Origin of the sequence: Pseudomonas sp. SJZ080 (assembly GCF_007828295.1) — a bacterium.
GTDB classification, from domain to species: domain Bacteria; phylum Pseudomonadota; class Gammaproteobacteria; order Pseudomonadales; family Pseudomonadaceae; genus Aquipseudomonas; species Aquipseudomonas migulae_A.
Genome location: NZ_VIUK01000032.1, coordinates 1 through 23,710, shown reverse-complemented (window position 1 = coordinate 23,710; position 23,710 = coordinate 1). Strand labels below are relative to the sequence as shown.

Genomic DNA, 23,710 nt, shown 5'->3' with positions numbered 1-23,710 from the left:
GGCGTACCCCTTACTTAGCAGCTTTTTTACGAGGCGCTGGTGCTTGTGGTTTCAGTTCTTCTTGGCGACCACCAATTACTTCGCCTTTGAAGATCCAAACCTTTACACCGATCACACCGTAAGTGGTGTGAGCTTCGTAGTTGGCATAGTCGATGTCGGCACGCAGGGTGTGCAGTGGCACACGACCTTCGCGATACCATTCAGTACGTGCGATTTCAGCACCGCCGAGACGACCGCTCACTTGGATTTTGATGCCTTTGGCACCAATGCGCATAGCGTTCTGTACAGCGCGCTTCATAGCGCGACGGAACATTACGCGACGCTCCAGCTGCTGAGCTACGCTCTGCGCAACCAACATACCGTCGAGTTCCGGCTTGCGGATTTCTTCGATATTGATGTGCACAGGCACACCCATTTGCTTGGTCAGGTCCTGACGCAGTTTCTCAACATCTTCACCTTTCTTCCCGATAACGATACCTGGACGAGCGGTGTGGATGGTGATACGTGCAGTTTGGGCCGGACGATGGATATCGATACGGCTTACGGACGCGCTTTTTAGTTTGTCTTGGAGATACTCACGCACCTTCAGATCAGCGAACAAATAGTCCGCATAAGTCCGACCGTCTGCGTACCAGACGGAGGTGTGCTCCTTGACGATTCCCAGGCGAATGCCAATGGGATGTACTTTCTGACCCATCTCTTCGACTCCGTTACTTGTCAGCAACCTTGACAGTGATATGGCAAGACCGCTTGACGATGCGATCAGCACGGCCTTTGGCACGTGGCATGATGCGCTTCAGCGAACGCCCTTCGTTGACGAAAACGGTGCTGACCTTGAGGTCATCAACGTCTGCGCCTTCGTTATGCTCGGCGTTGGCTACGGCCGACTCCAGCACTTTCTTCATGATCTCGGCGGCTTTCTTACTGCTGAAAGCCAACAGGTTGAGCGCTTCGCCCACCTTCTTCCCGCGGATCTGGTCGGCGACCAAGCGGGCTTTCTGGGCGGAGATTCGAGCGCCCGACAACTTAGCGGCTACTTCCATTTCCTAACCCCTTAACGCTTGGCTTTCTTGTCAGCCACGTGCCCACGATAAGTGCGGGTACCGGCGAACTCGCCCAGTTTGTGGCCGACCATGTCTTCGTTCACGAGAACTGGAACATGTTGACGACCGTTGTGTACTGCGATGGTCAGACCGACCATTTGTGGCAGGATCATCGAACGACGCGACCAGGTTTTCACCGGTTTGCGATCGTTCTTTTCCGCCGCCACTTCGATCTTCTTCAGTAGGTGAAGATCGATAAAAGGACCTTTTTTCAGAGAACGTGGCACTGTCGTATCCCTCTATTTACTTGCGACGACGGACGATCATTTTGTCGGTACGCTTATTACCACGAGTCTTCGCGCCCTTAGTCGGGAAGCCCCATGGCGATACCGGATGACGACCACCAGAGGTACGACCTTCACCACCACCATGTGGGTGGTCAACCGGGTTCATGGCAACACCACGAACGGTTGGGCGAACGCCACGCCAGCGTTTGGCACCAGCTTTACCCAGCGAACGCAGGCTGTGCTCGGAGTTCGAGACTTCGCCCAGGGTCGCGCGGCATTCAGCCAGCACTTTACGCATCTCACCAGAACGCAGACGCAGGGTCACATAGACACCTTCACGAGCGATCAGCTGAGCCGAAGCACCAGCGGAACGAGCGATTTGCGCGCCTTTACCTGGCTTCAATTCGATGCCGTGTACGGTACTACCAACTGGAATGCTGCGCAGTTGCAACTGGTTGCCCGGCTTGATCGGAGCCAAAGCACCCGAAATAAGCTGGTCACCAGCGTTCACGCCTTTAGGGGCGATGATGTAACGGCGTTCGCCGTCTGCGTACAACATAAGAGCAATGTGAGCAGTACGGTTTGGATCGTATTCGATACGCTCGACAGTGGCTGGAATGCCATCTTTGTCGTTGCGACGGAAATCGACCAGACGATAATGCTGCTTATGGCCACCACCGATGTGACGAGTGGTAATACGACCATTGTTGTTACGACCACCAGACTTCGATTTCTTCTCGAGCAGCGGTGCGTGAGGAGCGCCTTTATGCAGCTCCTGGTTGACCACCTTGACCACATGACGGCGGCCAGGGGAAGTCGGTTTGCATTTAACGATTGCCATGATGCACCCCTTCCTTACTCAGCACTGCTGCTGAAATCGAGATCTTGGCCTGGCTGAAGGGAGATAACTGCCTTCTTCCAGTCATTACGCTTGCCCAGACCGCGAGCAGTACGCTTGCTCTTACCCAGAACATTCAGGGTAGTAACACGCTCTACTTTCACGCTGAACAGGCTTTCGACGGCCTTCTTGATTTCCAGCTTGGTTGCGTCAGTTGCAACCTTGAAAACGAACTGGCCTTTCTTGTCAGCCAGAACCGTAGCCTTCTCGGAAACGTGCGGGCCAAGCAGAACTTTAAATACGCGTTCCTGGTTCATCCCAGCAGCTCCTCGAATTTCTTCACGGCCGACACGGTGATCAACACCTTGTCGTATGCGATCAGACTAACTGGATCGGAACCTTGCACGTCACGTACATCAACGTGTGGCAGGTTACGAGCAGCCAGGTACAGGTTCTGATCAACCACTTCAGACACGATCAAGACGTCAGTCAGGCCCATGCCGGTCAGTTTGTTCAGCAGATCTTTGGTCTTCGGTGCATCAACAGCGAAGTCCTGAACCACAACCAGACGATCAGTACGCACCAGCTCAGCAAGAATGGAACGCATCGCTGCGCGATACATCTTCTTGTTCAGCTTCTGGGTGTGATCCTGAGGACGAGCTGCGAAAGTGGTACCGCCGCCACGCCAGATTGGGCTACGGATAGTACCGGCACGAGCACGGCCAGTACCTTTCTGACGCCATGGGCGCTTACCGCCACCACGAACGTCGGAACGGGTCTTTTGCTGCTTGCTACCTTGACGGCCGCCGGCCATGTAGGCCACGACTGCTTGGTGAACCAGCGTCTCGTTGAATTCGCCGCCAAATGTCAGTTCGGAAACTTCGATCGCTTGAGCGTCATTTACATTTAATTGCATGTCAGCTTCCCCTTAACCGCGAGCCTTGGCTGCTGGACGTACAACCAAGTTGCCGCCAGTAGCGCCAGGAACAGCGCCCTTGACCAACAACAGATTGCGTTCAGCGTCCACGCGCACTACTTCGAGGGACTGCACGGTCACGCGCTCAGCGCCCATATGACCGGACATTTTTTTGCCCTTGAATACACGACCAGGAGTCTGGCACTGGCCGATAGAGCCTGGAACGCGGTGGGACACGGAGTTACCGTGGGTATTATCTTGCCCGCGGAAGTTCCAACGCTTGATCGTACCCTGGAAGCCTTTACCTTTGGACTGACCGGTTACATCAACCAGTTGACCAGCAGCGAAGATTTCAGCGTTGATCAGATCGCCGGCCTGGTACTCGCCTTCTTCAAGGCGGAATTCCATTACGGTACGACCAGCGGCAACGTTCGCTTTAGCGAAGTGGCCAGCCTGAGCAGCTGTTACACGCGAAGCACGACGCTCGCCTACAGTGACTTGCACTGCACGATAGCCATCGGTCTCTTCAGTTTTGAACTGGGTGACGCGATTCGGCTCGATCTCAATGACCGTGACCGGAATGGAGACACCTTCTTCGGTGAAAATACGGGTCATACCGCATTTACGACCGACTACACCAATAGTCATGTTGTAAACCTCATGAGTGTACGGGGCTTTCACCCGCTATGGCCGCCCATTTCAGAGCGTTACACGACTAAGACCGAGTCTTAGCCGAGGCTGATCTGCACTTCCACACCGGCCGCAAGATCAAGCTTCATAAGAGCATCAACGGTTTTATCCGTTGGCTGGACGATGTCCAGAACGCGCTTATGAGTACGGATCTCGTACTGGTCACGCGCGTCTTTGTTGACGTGCGGGGAGACCAGAACGGTGAACCGCTCTTTACGGGTAGGCAGTGGAATTGGACCACGCACTTGAGCACCAGTACGTTTCGCGGTTTCCACGATTTCCTGGGTGGATTGGTCGATCAGGCGATGGTCAAAAGCCTTCAACCTGATACGGATTTGCTGATTTTGCATTGGATTTCAGACTCCGGCTGCTATTCCCACCGGGCGCAATACGCCCGTTAAAAGGAGGCGCAATTCTATAGACGCCCCAGAAAGGTGTCAACCCAATAAAAAAGCCCCCGCTAAGCGGAGGCTTTTTCAACTCATCAAAGCTTACTCAAAAAGAGCTTACTCGATGATTTTGGCTACGACGCCAGCGCCGACGGTACGACCGCCTTCACGGATAGCGAAACGCAGACCGTCTTCCATTGCGATGGTCTTGATCAGGGTGACAACCATTTTGATGTTGTCGCCTGGCATTACCATTTCAACGCCTTCCGGCAGCTCGCAGTTACCAGTCACGTCAGTAGTACGGAAGTAGAACTGTGGACGGTAGCCTTTGAAGAACGGAGTATGACGGCCGCCTTCTTCTTTGCTCAGAACGTAGACTTCAGCTTCGAACTTGGTGTGCGGCTTAACCGAACCCGGCTTAACCAGAACCTGACCACGCTCAACGTCATCACGCTTGGTACCACGCAGCAGAACGCCGCAGTTCTCGCCAGCACGACCTTCGTCGAGCAGCTTACGGAACATTTCAACACCGGTGCAGGTGGTGACGGTGGTGTCACGCAGACCAACGATTTCCAGTGGATCCTGAACCTTGACGATACCGCGCTCGATACGACCAGTTACAACAGTACCGCGACCAGAGATCGAGAATACGTCTTCGATTGGCATCAGGAACGGCTTGTCGATAACACGAACTGGATCTGGGATGTAGCTGTCCAGAGTTTCAACCAGTTTACGAACGGCAGTAGTGCCCATTTCGTTGTCGTCTTGGCCGTTCAGAGCCATCAGAGCCGAACCGATGATGATCGGAGTGTCGTCACCTGGGAAGTCGTAAGTGCTCAGCAGATCGCGCACTTCCATCTCAACCAGTTCCAGCAGCTCAGCGTCGTCAACCATGTCAGCCTTGTTCAGGAAGACAACGATGTACGGAACGCCAACCTGACGGGACAGCAGGATGTGCTCACGGGTTTGTGGCATCGGACCATCAGCGGCCGAGCAAACCAGGATAGCGCCGTCCATCTGAGCAGCACCGGTGATCATGTTCTTCACATAGTCAGCGTGACCTGGGCAGTCAACGTGAGCGTAGTGACGGATCAGCGAGTTGTATTCAACGTGCGCGGTGTTGATGGTGATACCACGAGCCTTCTCTTCCGGAGCGCTGTCGATTTTGTCGAAAGCAACAACAGCGGAACCGAAAACTTCGGAGCAAACACGAGTCAGAGCAGCGGTCAGCGTGGTTTTGCCATGGTCAACGTGACCAATGGTGCCAACGTTGACGTGCGGGAGGGTACGGTCAAATTTTTCTTTAGCCACGACAATTAACTCCTAGCCTAAAGGACTGAATCAGCCTTGTTTTTTGGTTACAGTTTCGACGATGTGCGACGGAGCTGTATTGTATTTTTTGAATTCCATAGAGTAGCTTGCGCGACCTTGGGACATGGAACGAACGTCGGTCGCATAACCGAACATCTCGCCCAACGGAACCTCGGCACGAATTACTTTACCGGAAACCGTATCTTCCATACCCAGGATCATGCCGCGACGACGGTTAAGGTCGCCCATCACGTCACCCATATAGTCTTCAGGTGTAACAACCTCTACTGCCATGATCGGCTCGAGCAACTCACCACCGCCCTTCTGGGCCAGTTGCTTGGTCGCCATGGAAGCAGCCACCTTAAACGCCATCTCGTTCGAGTCGACGTCGTGGTAGGAACCATCAAACACGGTAGCCTTCAGGCCGATCAGCGGATAGCCGGCAACTACGCCGTTCTTCATCTGCTCTTCGATACCTTTCTGGATAGCCGGGATGTATTCCTTAGGAACCACACCACCCACTACTTCGTTCAAGAATTGCAGACCTTCCTGACCTTCGTCAGCAGGAGCAAAACGAATCCAGCAATGACCGAACTGGCCACGACCGCCGGACTGACGAACGAACTTGCCTTCGATTTCGCAGCTCTTCGTGATGCGCTCACGGTACGAAACTTGAGGCTTACCGATGTTGGCTTCGACGTTGAACTCACGGCGCATCCGGTCAACCAGGATGTCCAGATGCAACTCGCCCATGCCGGAGATGATCGTTTGACCAGTCTCTTCATCAGTCTTGACGCGGAAAGACGGGTCTTCCTGAGCAAGTTTGCCCAGTGCAATACCCATTTTTTCCTGGTCGTCCTTGGTCTTAGGCTCTACGGCAACCGAAATAACCGGCTCCGGGAAGTCCATGCGAACCAGGATGATTGGCTTGTCAGCGTTGCACAAAGTCTCACCAGTGGTGACGTCCTTCATGCCGATCAAGGCCGCGATGTCACCAGCGCGCACTTCCTTGATTTCTTCACGGGCGTTCGCGTGCATTTGCACCATACGACCCACGCGCTCTTTCTTGCCCTTAACCGAGTTGATCACGCCGTCGCCGGAGGCCAACACGCCCGAGTAAACCCGAACAAAGGTCAAGGTACCCACGAATGGGTCGGTAGCGATCTTGAACGCCAGAGCCGAGAACGGCTCGCTGTCGTCTGCGTGACGCTCCATTTCCTTGGTCTCGTCATCCGGGTCTGTACCCTTGATGGCAGGAATGTCGGTAGGAGCAGGCAGGTAGTCGATAACGGCGTCGAGAACCAGGGGAACACCCTTGTTCTTGAAGGAAGAACCGCAAACAGCCAGAACGATCTCGCCAGCGATAGTACGCTGACGCAGAGCGGCCTTGATTTCCGCGTTGGTGAGTTCTTCACCTTCGAGGTACTTGTTCATCAGCTCTTCGCTAGCTTCGGCTGCAGCTTCAATCATGTTGCTGCGCCACTCGTCAGCCAGTTCCTGCAGTTCAGCAGGGATAGGCTCGCGACGAGGAGTCATGCCTTTGTCAGCATCGTTCCAGTAAACAGCTTCCATGGACATCAGATCGATCTGACCCTGGAAGTTGTCTTCGGAACCGATAGCCAACTGGATTGGCACCGGGGTGTGACCCAGACGCTGCTTGATCTGACCGATCACGCGCAGGAAGTTAGCACCAGCACGGTCCATCTTGTTTACGTAAACAAGACGTGGAACACCGTATTTGTTGGCTTGACGCCATACGGTTTCCGACTGAGGCTCAACACCCGAGGTGCCGCAGAACACAACGACCGCGCCGTCGAGAACACGCAGGGAACGTTCAACTTCAATAGTGAAGTCAACGTGGCCCGGGGTATCGATGACGTTGAAGCGGTATTGATCTTTGTGCTGCTTCTCGGAACCCTGCCAGAAGGCGGTAATGGCAGCAGAAGTAATGGTAATACCACGCTCCTGCTCCTGCACCATCCAGTCGGTGGTCGCGGCGCCGTCATGCACCTCGCCCATTTTGTGACTTTTGCCAGTGTAAAAAAGGACGCGCTCGGTGGTGGTGGTTTTACCAGCATCCACGTGAGCAACGATACCAATGTTACGGTAGCGATTAATCGGTGTTGTACGAGCCATAAAGCCCTCGCAAAATTAGTGACGCTAAAATTAGAAGCGGTAGTGCGAGAAAGCCTTGTTGGCCTCAGCCATACGGTGCACGTCTTCACGCTTCTTAACTGCAGCACCTTTACCTTCAGCAGCGTCCAACAGTTCGCCAGCCAAACGCAGAGCCATAGACTTCTCGCCGCGCTTACGGGCGAAGTCTACCAACCAGCGCATTGCCAGAGCGTTACGACGGGACGGACGAACTTCAACCGGAACCTGGTAAGTAGCACCGCCTACACGGCGCGACTTTACTTCGACCAGCGGAGCGATGGCGTCGAGAGCTTTCTCGAAGATTTCCAGGGGGTCGCTGTTCTTGCGTTCTTTAACCTTTTCCAGCGCGCCATAAACGATACGCTCGGCAACGGCTTTCTTGCCGCTTTCCATCACGTGGTTCATGAACTTGGCCAGGATCTGGCTGCCGTATTTTGGATCGTCAAGCACTTCGCGCTTGGCTGCTACGCGTCTTCTTGGCATGGATAAGCCCTCAAACGGTCTTCAGGTTCGCTCGGAATCGGTGCCCTTTCGGGACGCCTCCGACCTTACTCTTATCGACTCAGAAAAATAGATGATTCAGTTTTTACAAAAAGCCACTACTACTTAGGCTTCTTGGTACCGTACTTCGAACGACCCTGGTTACGACCTTTAACGCCGGAAGTATCCAAAGAACCGCGAACGGTGTGGTAACGAACACCTGGCAAGTCTTTTACACGGCCGCCACGGATCAGTACGACGCTGTGCTCTTGCAGGTTGTGGCCTTCACCGCCGATGTACGAGGAAACCTCGAAACCGTTGGTCAGACGCACACGGCATACTTTACGCAGTGCCGAGTTAGGTTTTTTCGGCGTGGTGGTATACACACGGGTGCATACGCCACGACGTTGCGGGCAGTTCTGCAGCGCAGGCACGTCGGATTTCTCGACGATACGCTTACGCGGCTGACGTACCAGCTGGTTGATAGTTGCCATCTACTAGCTCCACTGTTGTCTTGCGACGCTATTGTCTTGCAAGAAAAGCAAAATGGCAGGAACGAATTCCCGCCAAATTTAGGGGTACAAGAGTCTAAAGAGGATCTTGTCCCCAGTCAAGGCAAGGCCCCGACCTCCCCGCTCATCCAACCTCGACAATTTGTCTCGATTCGATGAACGGAATGGCCAGGGCCTCACACTCATTTATCGCAGAACTCAGTTACCGCTCGAGTTCAGCGCTTCGGTCAGTGCAGCTTCCACTTCACTGGCGCTTACGCGCAACGGTTTGTCAGCATCACGGCGGCGTTTGCGCTCGCTGTGATAAGCCAGACCGGTACCGGCCGGGATCAGACGACCCACGACCACGTTCTCTTTCAGGCCGCGCAGGTAATCGCGCTTGCCGGTTACCGCCGCTTCGGTCAGCACGCGAGTGGTTTCCTGGAAGGAAGCCGCCGAGATGAACGATTCGGTGGACAACGACGCCTTGGTGATACCCAACAGCACGCGAGTGAACTTGGAAACGAATTTCTCATCGTTCGCCAGGCGCTCGTTCTCTACCAGAACGTGAGTCAATTCCATCTGGTCACCCTTGATGAAACTGGAATCGCCGGATTCAGCGATTTCAACTTTACGCAGCATCTGACGCAGGATGGTCTCGATGTGCTTGTCGTTGATCTTCACGCCTTGCAGACGATAAACGTCCTGGATCTCGTTCACGATGTACTTGGCCAGCGCACTCACACCCAGCAGACGCAGGATGTCGTGTGGATCGCTCGGGCCGTCGGAGATAACTTCGCCGCGGTTTACCTGTTCGCCTTCGAAGACGTTCAGGTGGCGCCACTTCGGAATCAGCTCTTCGTACGGATCGCTACCGTCGTTCGGGGTGATAACCAGACGACGTTTGCCTTTGGTCTCTTTACCGAACGCGATGGTGCCGCTGACTTCAGCCAGAATCGAGGCTTCTTTCGGACGACGGGCTTCGAACAAGTCGGCAACACGCGGCAGACCACCGGTGATGTCACGGGTTTTCGAAGTCTCTTGCGGAATACGAGCGATAACATCACCGATCGCAATTTTCGCACCGTCCGCAACACCGACCAGGGCGTTGGCTGGCAGGAAGTACTGAGCGATAACGTCAGTGCCTGGCAGCAACAGATCCTTGCCGTTGTCATCAACCATCTTCACAGCTGGACGGATATCTTTACCGGCAGCTGGACGGTCTTTGGCGTCGAGTACTTCAATGTTGGTCATACCGGTCAATTCGTCAGTCTGACGCTTGATCGTGATGCCTTCTTCCATGCCCACGTAGGTCACGGTACCTTTCATTTCGGTAACGATTGGGTGAGTGTGCGGATCCCACTTGGCCACGATTGCGCCAGCGTCGACCTTGTCACCTTCTTTAACCGAAATCACAGCACCGTACGGCAGCTTGTAGCGCTCGCGCTCGCGACCGAAGTCATCAGCGATTGCCAGCTCACCGGAACGGGACACAGCTACCAGGCAGCCATCCACTCGCTCAACGTGCTTCAGGTTGTGCAGACGGACGGTACCGCCATTCTTCACCTGAACGCTGTCGGCTGCGGAGGTCCGGCTTGCCGCACCACCGATGTGGAACGTACGCATGGTCAGCTGGGTACCCGGCTCACCGATGGACTGGGCAGCGATAACGCCGACCGCTTCACCGATGTTCACCTGGTGACCACGAGCCAAATCACGGCCGTAGCACTTGGCACAAATACCGTAGCGGGTTTCGCAGCTGATCGGCGAACGCACGATCACTTCGTCGATGCTGTTCAGCTCGATGAACTCGACCCACTTCTCGTCTACCAGCGTGCCGGCAGGAACGATAACTTCTTCGGTACCCGGCTTGAATACGTCACGGGCAATGACACGACCCAATACGCGCTCACCCAATGGCTCAACAACGTCACCGCCTTCAATGTGCGGAGTCATTACCAGGCCATGTTCGGTGCCGCAATCGATCTCGGTCACAACCAGATCCTGCGCCACGTCTACCAGACGACGAGTCAGGTAACCGGAGTTCGCCGTTTTCAACGCGGTATCCGCCAAACCTTTACGAGCACCGTGAGTGGAGATGAAGTACTGAAGTACGCTCAAGCCTTCACGGAAGTTCGCAGTAATCGGCGTTTCGATGATGGAGCCGTCCGGCTTGGCCATCAGGCCACGCATACCGGCGAGCTGACGGATCTGCGCAGCAGAACCCCGTGCGCCCGAGTCGGCCATCATGTACATCGAGTTGAAGGACTCTTGGTCGACTTCGACGCCATGACGGTCGATGACTTTCTCTTTCGAGAGGTTGGCCATCATCGCCTTGGAAACTTCGTCGTTCGCCTTGGACCAAAGGTCGATCACTTTGTTGTACTTCTCGCCCTGGGTTACCAGGCCGGAGGCGTACTGGCTTTCGATCTCTTTCACTTCATCGGTAGCAGCACCGATGATGCGGGCTTTTTCATCCGGGATAACGAAGTCGTTAACACCGATGGAAACGCCGGAAATGGTCGAATAGGCAAAACCGGTGTACATCAACTGGTCAGCGAAGATCACGGTCTCTTTCAAACCAACCACGCGGTAGCACTGGTTGATCAGCTTGGAGATCGCTTTTTTCTTCATCGGCTGGTTGACGACATCGTACGACAGGCCAGGTGGAACAACCTGGAACAACAGCGCACGGCCGACAGTGGTGTCGACGATACGGGTGTTCTTGACGCTACCACCGTCACGATCGTTAACGGTTTCGTTGATCCGCACTTTGACTTTAGCGTGCAGTGCGGCTTCGCCGGCACGGAACACACGGTCAACTTCCTGCAGATCCGCGAACACACGACCTTCGCCCTTGGCGTTGATCGCTTCACGAGTCATGTAGTACAGACCCAATACAACGTCCTGCGACGGAACGATGATTGGCTCACCGTTGGCTGGCGACAGGATGTTGTTGGTCGACATCATCAACGCACGCGCTTCCAGCTGGGCTTCCAGTGTCAGCGGTACGTGCACGGCCATTTGGTCGCCGTCGAAGTCGGCGTTGTACGCAGCACAGACCAGAGGGTGCAGCTGGATAGCCTTGCCTTCGATCAGTACCGGTTCAAACGCCTGGATCCCCAGACGGTGAAGGGTCGGTGCACGGTTGAGGAGAACCGGGTGTTCGCGAATCACTTCAGCGAGAACGTCCCAAACTTCCGGCAGCTCGCGCTCGACCATCTTCTTGGCAGCTTTGATGGTGGTAGCGAGACCACGCATTTCCAGCTTGCCGAAAATGAACGGCTTGAACAGCTCGAGAGCCATTTTCTTCGGCAGACCGCACTGGTGCAGACGCAGGGTCGGACCAACGGTAATTACCGAACGACCGGAGTAGTCAACACGCTTACCGAGCAAGTTCTGACGGAAACGACCTTGCTTACCCTTGATCATGTCAGCCAGGGATTTCAGAGGACGCTTGTTGGAACCGGTGATAGCGCGGCCACGACGACCGTTGTCGAGCAGTGCGTCGACGGCTTCCTGCAACATACGCTTTTCGTTGCGCACGATGATGTCCGGAGCGGACAGATCCAGCAGGCGCTTCAAGCGGTTGTTACGGTTGATCACTCGACGATACAGATCGTTGAGGTCGGAAGTCGCGAAGCGACCGCCATCCAGCGGGACCAGTGGACGCAGATCTGGCGGAAGAACCGGCAGAACGGTCAGCACCATCCATTCTGGAAGGTTGCCGGAACCCTGGAAGGCTTCCATCAACTTCAGACGCTTGGACAGCTTCTTGATTTTGGTTTCGGAGTTGGTTTGCGGAATTTCTTCACGCAGACGGCCAATCTCGTGCTCCAGGTCGATAGCGTGCAGCAGTTCACGGACAGCTTCGGCACCCATGCGGGCATCGAAATCGTCACCGAACTCTTCCAGCGCTTCGAAGTACTGCTCGTCGTTCAGCAGCTGACCTTTTTCAAGGGTGGTCATGCCTGGATCGATAACGACATAGCTCTCGAAGTAGAGAACGCGTTCGATATCACGCAGGGTCATGTCCATCAGCAAGCCGATACGGGACGGAAGCGATTTCAGGAACCAGATGTGGGCAACTGGCGAGGCCAGTTCGATGTGTGCCATGCGCTCACGACGAACTTTAGCCAGCGCGACTTCAACGCCGCACTTCTCGCAGATCACACCACGGTGCTTCAAGCGCTTGTACTTACCGCACAGGCACTCGTAATCCTTTACCGGGCCAAAGATCTTGGCGCAGAACAGGCCGTCACGTTCAGGTTTGAACGTACGGTAGTTGATGGTTTCCGGCTTTTTAACTTCACCGAACGACCACGAACGGATCATCTCAGGCGATGCCAATCCAATACGGATGGCGTCGAACTCTTCGACTTGACCCTGGTTTTTCAGCAAATTCAGTAGGTCTTTCAAGGCCTTTCCTCCTGGCGGAGCAGAGAGCGGGCAATCCTGCCCCGCTCTCGATTCGCGTCACGTGTTATTCGGTTTCCAGATCGATATCGATGCCGAGGGAACGAATTTCCTTGATCAACACGTTGAAGGACTCGGGCATGCCCGGCTCCATACGGTGATCGCCATCCACGATGTTTTTGTACATCTTGGTACGGCCGTTCACATCGTCCGACTTCACTGTGAGCATTTCTTGCAGAGTGTAAGCAGCACCGTATGCTTCCAGTGCCCAGACCTCCATCTCCCCGAAACGCTGACCACCGAACTGCGCCTTACCACCCAGCGGCTGCTGGGTAACCAGGCTGTACGAACCGGTAGAACGAGCGTGCATCTTGTCGTCTACCAAGTGGTTCAGCTTCAGCATGTACATATAGCCAACAGTTACCGGGCGCTCGAACTTGTTGCCGGTACGGCCGTCGGTCAGCTGCATCTGGCCGCTTTCTGGCAGGTCTGCCAGTTTCAGCATGGCCTTGATTTCGCTTTCCTTGGCACCGTCGAACACTGGAGTGGCCATTGGAACGCCGCCACGCAGGTTCTTCGCCAGATCCAGGATTTCCTGGTCGGAGAAGCTATCCAGATCTTCGTTACGGCCGCCGATCTGGTTGTAGATCTCGTCGAGGAATTTACGAAGTTCAGCGACTTTGCGCTGTTCTTCGATCATCCGGTTGATCTTTTCGCCCAGGCCTTTAGCCGCGAGGCCGAGGTGGGTTTCAAGGATCTGACCAACGTTCATACGCGAAGGTACGCCCAACGGGTTGAGGACGACGTCGACCGGGGTGCCATTGGCATCGTGCGGCATGTCTTCAACCGGCATGATCACGGAGACCACACCTTTGTTACCGTGACGACCGGCCATCTTGTCGCCCGGCTGGATGCGACGACGGATTGCCAGGTAAACCTTGACGATTTTCAGCACGCCTGGAGCCAGGTCATCGCCCTGCTGCAGTTTGCGCTTCTTGTCTTCGAACTTGTCGTCCAGCAGACGGCGGCGATCAACGATGTAGGCCTGAGCCTTCTCGAGTTGCTCGTTCAGAGCATCTTCAGCCATGCGCAGTTTGAACCACTGACCATGCTCAAGACCGTCGAGAACCTCGTCGGTGATTTCCTGACCTTTCTTCAGACCGGCGCCGCCTTCGGCTTTGTGGCCGACCAGAGCGGAACGCAGACGTTCGAAAGTGGCGCCTTCAACGATACGGAACTCTTCGTTCAGGTCCTTGCGGATCTCGTCGAGTTGAGTCTTCTCGATCGACAGTGCACGAGCATCGCGCTCAACACCATCGCGGGTGAAGACCTGCACGTCGATGACAGTACCTTTGGTGCCGGTAGGCACACGCAGGGAAGTGTCTTTAACGTCGCTGGCTTTTTCACCGAAGATGGCACGCAGCAGCTTCTCTTCCGGAGTCAGCTGGGTCTCGCCTTTCGGAGTGACCTTACCAACCAGAATGTCGCCGGCGCCAACTTCAGCACCTACGTAAACGATACCGGCTTCGTCCAGTTTGTTCAGTGCAGCCTCACCCACGTTCGGGATGTCTGCAGTGATTTCCTCTGGCCCAAGCTTGGTGTCACGTGCCACACAGGTCAGTTCCTGGATGTGGATCGTGGTAAAGCGATCTTCCTGAACCACACGCTCGGACAGGCAGATGGAGTCTTCGAAGTTGAAGCCGTTCCATGCCATGAACGCGATGCGCATGTTCTGACCCAGAGCCAGCTCACCCATATCGGTGGACGGACCGTCGGCCATGATGTCGCTACGCTGAACCCGATCACCTTTACGCACCAGCGGACGCTGGTTGATGCAGGTGTTCTGGTTGGAGCGGGTGTACTTGGTCAGGTTGTAGATGTCGACACCAGCTTCGCCAGTTTCAACTTCGTCATCAGCAACACGAACCACGATACGGCTGGCGTCGACGGAATCGATAACGCCGCCACGACGAGCCACGACGCAAACGCCGGAGTCACGGGCTACGTTACGCTCCATGCCGGTACCGACCAGCGGCTTGTCAGCACGCAAGGTTGGTACAGCTTGACGCTGCATGTTCGAACCCATCAACGCACGGTTGGCGTCGTCGTGCTCGAGGAACGGGATCAGCGACGCTGCAACCGAAACTACCTGCTTCGGCGAAACGTCCATCAAGGTGACGTCTTCCGGCGCCTTGACAGTGAACTCGTTCAAGTGACGAACAGCTACCAGCTCGTCGATCAGGACTTTCTTGTCGTTCATCGTGGCCGAGGCCTGAGCGATCACGTGATCAGCTTCTTCGATGGCAGACAGGAACACGATCTCGTCGGTGACCAGAGCGTCTTTCACCACACGGTACGGGCTCTCGAGGAAGCCGTACTGGTTGGTGCGCGCATAGGCAGCCAGGGAGTTGATCAGACCGATGTTCGGACCTTCCGGCGTTTCAATCGGGCATACACGACCGTAGTGAGTCGGGTGTACGTCACGAACTTCAAAGCCAGCACGCTCACGAGTCAAACCGCCAGGGCCGAGTGCAGAAACACGACGCTTGTGGGTGATCTCGGACAGCGGGTTGTTCTGGTCCATGAACTGGGACAGCTGGCTGGAACCGAAGAACTCTTTCACCGCCGCAGCCACTGGCTTGGCGTTGATCAGGTCTTGCGGCATCAGGCCTTCGCTTTCCGCCATCGACAGACGCTCTTTGACCGCACGCTCAACACGTACCAGGCCAACGCGGAACTGGTTCTCGGCCATTTCGCCTACGCAGCGAACACGACGGTTACCCAGGTGGTCGATGTCATCGACGATGCCTTTACCGTTACGGATGTCGACCAGAGTCTTCAGAACCGCGACGATGTCTTCTTTGCACAACACGCCCGAACCTTCGATCTCGGTACGACCGATACGACGGTTGAACTTCATCCGGCCGACCGCAGACAGGTCATAGCGCTCAGGGCTGAAGAACAGGTTGTTGAACAGAGTCTCGGCAGCATCTTTGGTTGGCGGCTCGCCAGGACGCATCATGCGATAGATCTCGACCAGCGCTTCCAATTGGTTGCTGGTGGAGTCGATCTTCAGAGTGTCGGAGACGAACGGACCGCAGTCGATGTCGTTGGTGTACAGAGTTTCGATGCGAACAACGCCGGCCTTGGCGATTTTCGCCAGGATCTCGGTGTTCAGCTCAGTGTTGCACTCTGCCAGGATTTCGCCGGTTGCCGGATGCACGATGACCTTGGCGGTAGTGCGACCCAGGACGTAGTCCAGAGGCACTTGCAGCTCTTTGATCCCTGCTTTTTCCAGCTGGTTGATGTGGCGAGCAGTGATACGACGACCTTGCTCGACAATAACCTTGCCTTTGTCATCCAGGATATCCAGGACAGCAATTTCACCACGCAGGCGCTGAGGCACCAGTTCCAGGCTGAGGTTTTCACCTTGCACGTGGAAGACGTTGGTGGTGTAGAACGCGTCCAGCACTTCTTCAGTGGTATAGCCGAGCGCGCGCAGCAGTACCGATGCAGGCAGCTTGCGACGACGGTCGATACGCACGAATACGCAGTCTTTCGGGTCGAACTCGAAGTCCAGCCACGAACCGCGGTAAGGAATGATGCGCGCGGAGTACAGCAGTTTACCGGAGCTGTGCGTCTTGCCACGGTCGTGGTCGAAGAACACGCCCGGGGAACGGTGCAGCTGGGAAACGATTACACGCTCGGTACCGTTGATTACGAAGGTACCGTTTTCAGTCATCAGGGGGATTTCACCCATGTAGACTTCTTGCTCTTTGATGTCCTTGATCGCTTTGTTCGACGATTCTTTGTCGAAAATGATCAGGCGCACTTTTACCCGCAAAGGTACGGCGTAAGTTACACCGCGCAATACGCATTCTTTGACATCAAATGCCGGTTCGCCCAGGCGATAACCGACGTACTCCAGCGCAGCATTGCCGGAGTAGCTGATGATCGGGAAAACGGATTTGAAGGCCGCATGCAGGCCCACGTCGCGGAACTGATCTTTAGTCGCTCCCGCTTGCAAGAATTCACGATACGAATCCAGCTGGATGGCCAGGAGGTACGGCACATCCATGACGTCCGGCAACTTGCTAAAGTCCTTGCGGATACGTTTTTTCTCAGTATATGAGTAAGCCATCAGCGTTCCCCAGCTTGGTCACCTGCTTGTTTGGCCCCTCCCGACGGGAGCAGCCAGAAAATCGTGCAAACCCCATGGTTTGCGCCACCGCATCGGGTGGTTACAGCTCGTTACCAGCACCGACCCAGTCGGTTGCCAATAACGGAAAAAGGCCGGTGGCAAGAGCCACCAGCCATCAGCCTTTCGCTTAACGCTCGGGCTGGAGGAGCAAAGTCGATGCTTACTTCAGCTCGACTTTAGCGCCTGCTTCTTCCAGTACTGCTTTGGCTTTGTCAGCTGCGTCTTTGGCAACAGCTTCCAGAACCATGGCAGGAGCGCCGTCAACTACAGCCTTGGCTTCTTTCAGGCCCAGACCGGTCAGTTCACGTACTGCCTTGATCACGTTAACTTTCTTCTCGCCAGCTTCGGTCAGCATGACGTTGAATTCAGTTTGTTCTTCAACAACGGCAGCAACAGCAGCTGGACCAGCGGAAGCAGCGGCAGCGGAAACGCCGAACTTCTCTTCCATGGCCTTGATCAGCTCAACGATTTCCAGAACGGATTTTTCGCCGATTGCTTCGATGATTTGGTCGTTAGTCAGAGACATGACTATAAATTCCTGTATTGGGGTGACAGCCTACGCGGCCATCGAAATAAACAATAAACGCTGAAAGGAGTCGCTCAGCCTTAGGCTGCGGCAGCTTCTTTCTGGTCGCGAAGGGCCGCCAGAGTACGAGCCAATTTGCTGGTTGCGCCTTGAATCACGCTCATCAGCTGAGAAATTGCTTCGTCACGGGTCGGCAGACTTGCCAGTACGTCGATCTGATTAGCTGCGAGGAACTTGCCCTCGAACGCAGCTGCCTTGATCTCGAACTTATCCTGACCTTTTGCGAATTCTTTGAAGATACGAGCAGCAGCGCCCGGATGTTCTTTAGAGAATGCAATCAAGGTCGGGCCAGTGAACACGTCGTTGAGCACGTCATATTGAGTGCCAGCAACGGCGCGCTTGAGCAGGGTGTTACGTACAACACGTACGTAAACGCCAGCTTCACGAGCCTCTTTACGGAGTCCGGTCATAGCGCCTACTGTCACACCGCGGGCATCAGCCACAACAGCAGACAGGGCAACATTGGCAGCCTCGTTGACTTCAGCGACGATGGCCTTCTTGTCTTCGAGTTTAATTGCCACGGGTTTAACTCCTGCTTGTTACCGTTTCATCCAACCGGAGCCGGATGTCGTTTTGGTGTCTGATTCGGTAAGGAACCGGGAGCACCATCTGCGTAGGCTTGAGGTTTAAGACTTGCGTCGCCTACGGTCTTGGATAGCCCCCGCCAGGCAGGGACCCCAATCTTTCAATTGACGCGATCGCTCGCGCCAACCTGTGTCTTAAGCGTCGAGCGAGCTTTGGTCGATGACCAGACCTGGGCCCATAGTGGTGCTCAGGGTAACGCGCTTGACGTAAATGCCTTTCGAGGAAGCTGGCTTGATACGCTTCAGATCAGCGATCAGGGCTTCAACGTTTTCCTTCAGCTTGACGGCGTCGAAGCCGATCTTGCCAACGGAGGTGTGGATGATGCCGTTTTTGTCGGTGCGATAACGAACCTGACCAGCCTTGGCGTTTTTAACCGCGGTAGCTACGTCTGGGGTTACGGTGCCGACTTTAGGGTTAGGCATCAGACCACGTGGACCGAGGATCTGACCCAACTGACCTACAACGCGCATTGCATCCGGGGATGCGATAACTACGTCATAGTTCAGGTCGCCGCCTTTCATTTCGGCAGCCAGGTCGTCCATACCTACGCGGTCAGCGCCGGCAGCCAGAGCGGCCTCAGCAGCTGGACCCTGGGTGAACACAGCAACGCGAACAGTCTTGCCAGTACCGTGTGGCAGCACAGTAGCGCTACGAACGACCTGGTCGGATTTACGCGGGTCAACACCCAGGTTCACAGCAACATCGAACGACTCGCTGAACTTGACAGTCGACAGCTCAGCCAGCAGAGCAGCAGCGTCTACAAAGTTGTAGGACTTGCCTGCTTCGATTTTACCGGCGATAGCCTTTTGACGCTTGGTCAACTTAGCCATTACACACCCTCCACGTTAAGGCCCATGCTACGAGCAGAACCGGCGATGGTACGCACGGCTGCTTCCATATCAGCTGCAGTCAGATCCGCATTTTTAACTTTCGCGATATCTTCCAGCTGAGCACGAGTCACGGTGCCGACCTTAACGGTGTTCGGACGAGCGGAACCGCTAGTCAGACCGGCCGCCTTCTTCAGCAGAACCGAAGCAGGGGTGGATTTGGTTTCGAACGTGAAGCTACGGTCGCTGTAAACAGTGATGATCACTGGAGTCGGCAGACCTGGCTCAATACCCTGAGTACGGGCGTTGAAAGCCTTGCAGAATTCCATGATGTTCACGCCGTGCTGACCCAGAGCAGGACCAACAGGTGGGCTTGGGTTAGCCTGAGCGGCCTTCACTTGCAGCTTGATGTAAGCGGTAATCTTCTTGGCCATGAGGCACTCCAATTACGGGTTCGAACGCCTCGAAAGGCTCCCCGGTTACTTGCGCGTTTATCCCAGTGACGACAAAACCCCACAGCCTAGGGCTGCGGGGTTGGGATGCTTGCCCAGCTAGACCTTTTCGACCTGGCTGAACTCGAGCTCTACCGGAGTAGAGCGACCGAAAATGAGCACTGCCACTTGGATCCGGCTCTTTTCGTAGTTAACTTCTTCAACCGTGCCAGTAAAATCGGCAAACGGCCCGTCATTGACTCGTACCGACTCACCTGGCTCGAACAATGTCTTCGGCTTCGGCTTGTCGCTACCGTCAGCAACACGACGCAGAATCGCTTCTGCCTCTTTATCTGTGATTGGCGCAGGCTTATCAGCGGTACCGCCAATGAAACCCATCACCCGAGGAGTATCCTTGACCAAGTGCCAAGTACCCTCATTCATGTCCATCTGAACCAGCACATAACCCGGGAAGAACTTGCGCTCGCTTTTGCGTTTCTGGCCATTACGCATTTCAACCACTTCTTCAGTGGGAACCAGAATTTCGCCAAAGCCATCTTCCATGCCAGCCAGCTTTACGCGCTCTACCAACGAGCGCATGACATGCTTCTCGTAACCGGAGTAAGCATGCACAACGTACCAACGCTTAGCCACGGGACACCCTTAGCCGACAATCAAGGAAACAAGCCAGCCGAGCAGGGAATCGAGCCCCCACAACAGCAACGCCATTACCAGAACAACAGCCACAACAATCAACGTGGTCTGCGTAGTTTCTTGGCGAGTTGGCCATACGACTTTACGAATCTCGGTGCGAGCTTCCTTCACCAGCACAAAGAAAGACTTGCCCTTGACTGTCTGCAGGCCTACAAAGGCAGCTACAGCAGCAATGACAAGCAATGCAAGCACACGGTACAGGATCGGCGAAGCAGAGTAATACTGATTACCAACAACGCCAACAACCACCAAAGCGACTACCACTAGCCACTTGAGCAGATCGAAGCGAGAGCCTTGAGCTTCAGCTTTAGGAGTCATCTATGAAGATCCTGTGAAAAGAAAGCCAGACACACCAAGTGAATCTGGCAGGTCAGGAGGGAATCGAACCCCCAACCTACGGTTTTGGAGACCGTCGCTCTGCCAATTGAGCTACTGACCTAAAACAAAATCAGGCCGACCATTATGCCGGCCCGAAAAAGACATTACAACAATTTACTCAACAGCCTTTGCGCCCCGTCAGCTCCGGGATTTAACCCCCGAGAAACAACGAAACACAACCAGACCATTAAAACAAAGGCAGATATTTTCATATCTGCCTTGTTATATGGAGCTCTTGAGCGGATTTGAACCGCTGACCTCACCCTTACCAAGGGTGTGCTCTACCAACTGAGCTACAAGAGCGTAACACTGTGCAAAACCTGCAAACTTGGAGCGGGTAGCGGGAATCGAACCCGCATCATCAGCTTGGAAGGCTGAGGTTCTACCACTAAACTATACCCGCGAGACTTGCAGCTCTCGCTAAAAATGGTGGAGGGGGAAGGATTCGAACCTTCGAAGTCGTAGACGTCAGATTTACAGTCTGATCCCTTTGGCCGCTCGGGAACCCCTCCTAAGCGAGCCGGCATTCTATATCATGCCAGCCTTCTGTCAAGCATTTTCTCATTAAAAAACCTGAGGTTAGCTGCGTTGACCTCGCTTCGCACCGTTGACCCTCATAGGTCTTCACTGCGAAGCGGGCGCCATTCTATGCAAACTATTCAGCGGGTGCAACCCCCTCGCATGGCATTATTTTATGTTTTAACTCGTTGAATTCTCTAGAAAGGTTTTGCAACTGCACTTCATCCAGCCAGCGACGGCTTTCAGGGGCCACGCGCACCCAGTAACCAGCAAACTCGGGGAGATCCTTCGGCAAGGACTGATACTTGATCTCCATGCCTTTCAAGCGTCGCTCAACAGCCTCAACGACCTCTGGACGAACAAAACCACCCAAGTACAAGCAGCTATTGTCCGCCTGGGCAGCTTTTCCTCTATCTCGGGATGCATCAGTCGTCTCGCTCAACAAGCGAATATCCTGCTGAGACCCCCGGTACAAACTCAAAGGAGTGACATCCTTCGCGCGCAGAGGAGCCTCTTGTTGGTGCCAGATGTAATAGAAGACGTTGAGAACAAGCAGCAACAGGAACAACCAACGCATACGAACCTCAGGACAAAGGACATGCCATAGCCAAACCCACAAATACCAGATCTGGAACCACTCTGGCCTCAGGAACGATTTCGGAAACCAACCCCGCATCCCCCCCAGTAAGGAATACGGAAAAATCTGTCCCCCAATAACTACGTGCGAGCTCCAACTGAGTCAGGACAAACCCCCTGAGCATCAATAAGCAACCCCGCTCAACCGCCTCGACGGTTGTCCGACCCGGGACGAGACTTTCCAGCGCGCGCTCTGCGGCCAGATCTCCATAACGAATTTTACGGGTATGGGTACGCAACTGATTCCGCATCAACGGCATACCCGGACAAATGAATCCTCCGAGATGCTCTCCATCACCGGCGACATAATCCGCAGTGACAGCAGTACCGAAATCCAGCACCAGGCAAGCACGCGATGCCAAATGGAATCCTCCAAGCATCGCCAGCCAGCGATCCAGCCCCAAGCGCTCGAACTCTTCGTAGCCATTGCGAACACCCAACATTTCGCGAGCGGGTGCTGCGCAAGCTACCGACACCCCAAAAGCCTCTTTCAGCAGAGAAACCAATGCACTGGTTTCCTCGGCCGTTCTGACACTGACTAACCGACAGAACTTGAGAGCGAGCCCCTTGAGCGCACTCAAACTCTCCAGCAATGCGAGATTCGAATCGACAACTCCCTCACCGACCGTCTGACGCGCATCCGCGCCAAGCACTCGCCACTTGATGAAGCTATTTCCGCAGTCGAGCTCAAGAATCATCACGCAACCTCAAGCTGAGCTCACCACCACTAAATACTTTTTCCACACCACCCACCTTCAAGCGCAGAGCCCCCTGACTATCAATACCCAGCACTTCGCCATCTACTTGGTTAACACCAGCGATCAACGACACCGCCCGCCCCTGCCATAGATGATTTTGCTCCCACTCAGCCTGGATAGCGGGAAATCCGTCGACCTGATGCCGCTCCAAATAGACCTGGAGCATCTGACCTAACTCTGCGACCAGATGATTTCGATCGAACGCTCGCCCCGACTCGAGCCGCATGGACGTCCATTGCTGATCAACCTCATCGGTCTTCTGCATATTCACATTTATTCCAACACCCAGCACCACATGACACACGTCAGCGGGATCCCCAACCAACTCAAGCAATATTCCCGCGATTTTTTTCTGACCGACCAGAACATCGTTCGGCCACTTCAAACCCGCCTCAGAAACACCCAGCCCCCTCAGGGTTTGCATGACGGCAAGCCCGACAACAAGGCTCAAGCCTTCGAGCTGACGCATGCCACCATCAATACGCAGCACCAGACTGTAATAGATATTTTCTGCGAAAGGACTCGCCCATTTACGCCCTCGGCGCCCACGACCAGACGTCTGCCGCTCGGCGAGCACAAGGAATGGGGCTGTTTGGCCACGATCAATTGCACGCAACGCCTCAGCATTAGTGGAGTCAATTGAATCGAAAACAAGAATGGGCCAATCACAAGAAGGCGCCTGCTCTGCAATCGCGACAGAATCAAGCAGCGTCAACGGCGAAGCCAGCTGATAACCGCGCCCTCGCACCTTGTGGATGGACAAGCCAAGTTCAGCTTCTAAAAGCTGAAGTTGTTTCCATACAGCGCTGCGACTGACACCCAAAGCGGAACCCAGGGCCTGACCTGAATGAAATCGACCATCCTTAAGAAGCTTTAACAATGTCAGCATGCAAATCTCGCCTCACAATGAGGACCGCATGATAGCCACGCCTTGATCTGTTGCATAGAAACCGTCTCGGGCTGATTTTCCTGCGGGCAAAACAAAACCCCTACCTGCATACGCAGATAGGGGTTTCGGAATTTAATCTTGACGATGACCTACTCTCACATGGGGAAACCC

The 23,710-nt window shown here is 54.8% G+C and carries 23 protein-coding genes and 4 tRNA genes; all 27 read right to left on the bottom strand.

The window, feature by feature from the left end; all coding sequences use genetic code 11:
• Positions 1-10 precede the first annotated feature (10 nt).
• Positions 11-697 carry a 30S ribosomal protein S3 gene (rpsC, locus tag FBY04_RS28725; RefSeq protein WP_003176422.1) on the bottom strand — a complete coding sequence of 229 codons (687 nt, stop codon included), beginning with the start codon at positions 695-697 and terminating at the stop codon, positions 11-13.
• Between the two features lie 13 nt (positions 698-710).
• On the bottom strand, positions 711-1,043 hold the full coding sequence (rplV, locus tag FBY04_RS28720) for a 50S ribosomal protein L22 (RefSeq protein ID WP_003103908.1): 333 nt from the start codon (positions 1,041-1,043) through the stop codon (positions 711-713).
• A gap of 11 nt (positions 1,044-1,054) precedes the next feature.
• Positions 1,055-1,330 (bottom strand): 30S ribosomal protein S19, encoded by a 276-nt coding sequence (gene rpsS / locus FBY04_RS28715; RefSeq protein WP_002555486.1) that lies wholly within the window; start codon positions 1,328-1,330, stop codon positions 1,055-1,057.
• A 16-nt stretch (positions 1,331-1,346) separates the two neighbouring features.
• Entirely contained in the window at positions 1,347-2,171 is an 825-nt protein-coding gene (gene rplB / locus FBY04_RS28710) for a 50S ribosomal protein L2 (RefSeq protein ID WP_008030897.1), read from the bottom strand.
• Between the two features lie 14 nt (positions 2,172-2,185).
• On the bottom strand, positions 2,186-2,485 hold the full coding sequence (rplW, locus tag FBY04_RS28705; protein WP_002555488.1) for a 50S ribosomal protein L23: 300 nt from the start codon (positions 2,483-2,485) through the stop codon (positions 2,186-2,188).
• Positions 2,482-3,084: a 50S ribosomal protein L4 gene (gene rplD / locus FBY04_RS28700; RefSeq protein WP_007896707.1), complete on the bottom strand. Its 603-nt coding sequence runs from the start codon at positions 3,082-3,084 to the stop codon at positions 2,482-2,484. The genes rplW and rplD overlap by 4 nt, the downstream gene beginning before the upstream one ends.
• Before the next feature lie 12 nt (positions 3,085-3,096).
• Positions 3,097-3,732 (bottom strand): 50S ribosomal protein L3, encoded by a 636-nt coding sequence (gene rplC, locus FBY04_RS28695; RefSeq protein WP_003186059.1) that lies wholly within the window; start codon positions 3,730-3,732, stop codon positions 3,097-3,099.
• Positions 3,733-3,812: 80 nt separating this feature from the next.
• On the bottom strand, positions 3,813-4,124 hold the full coding sequence (gene rpsJ, locus FBY04_RS28690) for a 30S ribosomal protein S10 (protein ID WP_003186070.1): 312 nt from the start codon (positions 4,122-4,124) through the stop codon (positions 3,813-3,815).
• Positions 4,125-4,280: 156 nt separating this feature from the next.
• A complete protein-coding gene (tuf, locus tag FBY04_RS28685; RefSeq protein ID WP_007896660.1) occupies positions 4,281-5,474 on the bottom strand; it encodes an elongation factor Tu in 1,194 nt (397 codons plus the stop codon).
• Positions 5,475-5,504: 30 nt separating this feature from the next.
• Positions 5,505-7,610 carry an elongation factor G gene (fusA, locus tag FBY04_RS28680; protein ID WP_008030893.1) on the bottom strand — a complete coding sequence of 702 codons (2,106 nt, stop codon included), beginning with the start codon at positions 7,608-7,610 and terminating at the stop codon, positions 5,505-5,507.
• A gap of 30 nt (positions 7,611-7,640) precedes the next feature.
• A complete protein-coding gene (gene rpsG / locus FBY04_RS28675; protein ID WP_002555493.1) occupies positions 7,641-8,111 on the bottom strand; it encodes a 30S ribosomal protein S7 in 471 nt (156 codons plus the stop codon).
• Between the two features lie 119 nt (positions 8,112-8,230).
• Positions 8,231-8,602 carry a 30S ribosomal protein S12 gene (gene rpsL, locus FBY04_RS28670; RefSeq protein WP_002555494.1) on the bottom strand — a complete coding sequence of 124 codons (372 nt, stop codon included), beginning with the start codon at positions 8,600-8,602 and terminating at the stop codon, positions 8,231-8,233.
• Between the two features lie 216 nt (positions 8,603-8,818).
• The gene (gene rpoC / locus FBY04_RS28665) at positions 8,819-13,018 is read right to left on the bottom strand and encodes a DNA-directed RNA polymerase subunit beta' (protein WP_084319634.1); all 4,200 of its coding nucleotides are present in this window, start codon (positions 13,016-13,018) and stop codon (positions 8,819-8,821) included.
• 64 nt (positions 13,019-13,082) lie between these two features.
• Positions 13,083-17,156, bottom strand: coding sequence for a DNA-directed RNA polymerase subunit beta (gene rpoB, locus FBY04_RS28660; protein WP_084319632.1), 4,074 nt, complete (start codon positions 17,154-17,156; stop codon positions 13,083-13,085).
• A gap of 220 nt (positions 17,157-17,376) precedes the next feature.
• A complete protein-coding gene (gene rplL, locus FBY04_RS28655; protein ID WP_084319630.1) occupies positions 17,377-17,742 on the bottom strand; it encodes a 50S ribosomal protein L7/L12 in 366 nt (121 codons plus the stop codon).
• Positions 17,743-17,822: 80 nt separating this feature from the next.
• Positions 17,823-18,323: a 50S ribosomal protein L10 gene (gene rplJ, locus FBY04_RS28650; RefSeq protein ID WP_007896629.1), complete on the bottom strand. Its 501-nt coding sequence runs from the start codon at positions 18,321-18,323 to the stop codon at positions 17,823-17,825.
• Between the two features lie 198 nt (positions 18,324-18,521).
• A complete protein-coding gene (gene rplA, locus FBY04_RS28645) occupies positions 18,522-19,217 on the bottom strand; it encodes a 50S ribosomal protein L1 (protein ID WP_008041297.1) in 696 nt (231 codons plus the stop codon).
• Positions 19,217-19,648 carry a 50S ribosomal protein L11 gene (gene rplK, locus FBY04_RS28640; RefSeq protein WP_017341076.1) on the bottom strand — a complete coding sequence of 144 codons (432 nt, stop codon included), beginning with the start codon at positions 19,646-19,648 and terminating at the stop codon, positions 19,217-19,219. Before rplK ends, rplA begins: the two co-directional genes overlap by 1 nt.
• A 117-nt stretch (positions 19,649-19,765) precedes the next feature.
• Positions 19,766-20,299, bottom strand: a complete 534-nt coding sequence (nusG, locus tag FBY04_RS28635; RefSeq protein ID WP_007896622.1) for a transcription termination/antitermination protein NusG — start codon at positions 20,297-20,299, stop codon at positions 19,766-19,768.
• A 9-nt stretch (positions 20,300-20,308) separates the two neighbouring features.
• Positions 20,309-20,677, bottom strand: coding sequence for a preprotein translocase subunit SecE (gene secE, locus FBY04_RS28630; RefSeq protein ID WP_007896620.1), 369 nt, complete (start codon positions 20,675-20,677; stop codon positions 20,309-20,311).
• A gap of 45 nt (positions 20,678-20,722) precedes the next feature.
• Positions 20,723-20,798, bottom strand: a tRNA-Trp gene (locus FBY04_RS28625).
• A 166-nt stretch (positions 20,799-20,964) separates the two neighbouring features.
• A tRNA-Thr gene (locus tag FBY04_RS28620) sits at positions 20,965-21,040 on the bottom strand.
• 26 nt (positions 21,041-21,066) lie between these two features.
• A tRNA-Gly gene (locus FBY04_RS28615) sits at positions 21,067-21,140 on the bottom strand.
• Positions 21,141-21,164: 24 nt separating this feature from the next.
• Positions 21,165-21,249, bottom strand: a tRNA-Tyr gene (locus FBY04_RS28610).
• A 143-nt stretch (positions 21,250-21,392) separates the two neighbouring features.
• Positions 21,393-21,833 (bottom strand): hypothetical protein, encoded by a 441-nt coding sequence (locus FBY04_RS28605; protein WP_084319628.1) that lies wholly within the window; start codon positions 21,831-21,833, stop codon positions 21,393-21,395.
• A gap of 7 nt (positions 21,834-21,840) precedes the next feature.
• A complete protein-coding gene (locus FBY04_RS28600; protein ID WP_084319626.1) occupies positions 21,841-22,590 on the bottom strand; it encodes a pantothenate kinase in 750 nt (249 codons plus the stop codon).
• Positions 22,580-23,539: a bifunctional biotin--[acetyl-CoA-carboxylase] ligase/biotin operon repressor BirA gene (gene birA, locus FBY04_RS28595; RefSeq protein ID WP_145318727.1), complete on the bottom strand. Its 960-nt coding sequence runs from the start codon at positions 23,537-23,539 to the stop codon at positions 22,580-22,582. The genes FBY04_RS28600 and birA overlap by 11 nt, the downstream gene beginning before the upstream one ends.
• Positions 23,540-23,710 lie beyond the last annotated feature (171 nt).

Bases quoted from the DNA above. Each gene is read 5' to 3' on its own strand.
- rpsC (WP_003176422.1), bottom strand. From the start codon at position 697: ATGGGTCAGAAAGTACATCCCATTGGCATTCGCCTGGGAATCGTCAAG.
- rplV (WP_003103908.1), bottom strand. From the start codon at position 1,043: ATGGAAGTAGCCGCTAAGTTGTCGGGCGCTCGAATCTCCGCCCAGAAA.
- rplB (WP_008030897.1), bottom strand. From the start codon at position 2,171: ATGGCAATCGTTAAATGCAAACCGACTTCCCCTGGCCGCCGTCATGTG.
- rplW (WP_002555488.1), bottom strand. From the start codon at position 2,485: ATGAACCAGGAACGCGTATTTAAAGTTCTGCTTGGCCCGCACGTTTCC.
- rplD (WP_007896707.1), bottom strand. From the start codon at position 3,084: ATGCAATTAAATGTAAATGACGCTCAAGCGATCGAAGTTTCCGAACTG.
- rplC (WP_003186059.1), bottom strand. From the start codon at position 3,732: ATGACTATTGGTGTAGTCGGTCGTAAATGCGGTATGACCCGTATTTTC.
- rpsJ (WP_003186070.1), bottom strand. From the start codon at position 4,124: ATGCAAAATCAGCAAATCCGTATCAGGTTGAAGGCTTTTGACCATCGC.
- fusA (WP_008030893.1), bottom strand. From the start codon at position 7,610: ATGGCTCGTACAACACCGATTAATCGCTACCGTAACATTGGTATCGTT.
- rpsG (WP_002555493.1), bottom strand. From the start codon at position 8,111: ATGCCAAGAAGACGCGTAGCAGCCAAGCGCGAAGTGCTTGACGATCCA.
- rpsL (WP_002555494.1), bottom strand. From the start codon at position 8,602: ATGGCAACTATCAACCAGCTGGTACGTCAGCCGCGTAAGCGTATCGTC.
- rpoB (WP_084319632.1), bottom strand. From the start codon at position 17,156: ATGGCTTACTCATATACTGAGAAAAAACGTATCCGCAAGGACTTTAGC.
- rplL (WP_084319630.1), bottom strand. From the start codon at position 17,742: ATGTCTCTGACTAACGACCAAATCATCGAAGCAATCGGCGAAAAATCC.
- rplA (WP_008041297.1), bottom strand. From the start codon at position 19,217: ATGGCTAAGTTGACCAAGCGTCAAAAGGCTATCGCCGGTAAAATCGAA.
- rplK (WP_017341076.1), bottom strand. From the start codon at position 19,648: ATGGCCAAGAAGATTACCGCTTACATCAAGCTGCAAGTGAAGGCCGCT.
- secE (WP_007896620.1), bottom strand. From the start codon at position 20,677: ATGACTCCTAAAGCTGAAGCTCAAGGCTCTCGCTTCGATCTGCTCAAG.
- FBY04_RS28605 (WP_084319628.1), bottom strand. From the start codon at position 21,833: ATGCGTTGGTTGTTCCTGTTGCTGCTTGTTCTCAACGTCTTCTATTAC.
- FBY04_RS28600 (WP_084319626.1), bottom strand. From the start codon at position 22,590: ATGATTCTTGAGCTCGACTGCGGAAATAGCTTCATCAAGTGGCGAGTG.
- birA (WP_145318727.1), bottom strand. From the start codon at position 23,539: ATGCTGACATTGTTAAAGCTTCTTAAGGATGGTCGATTTCATTCAGGT.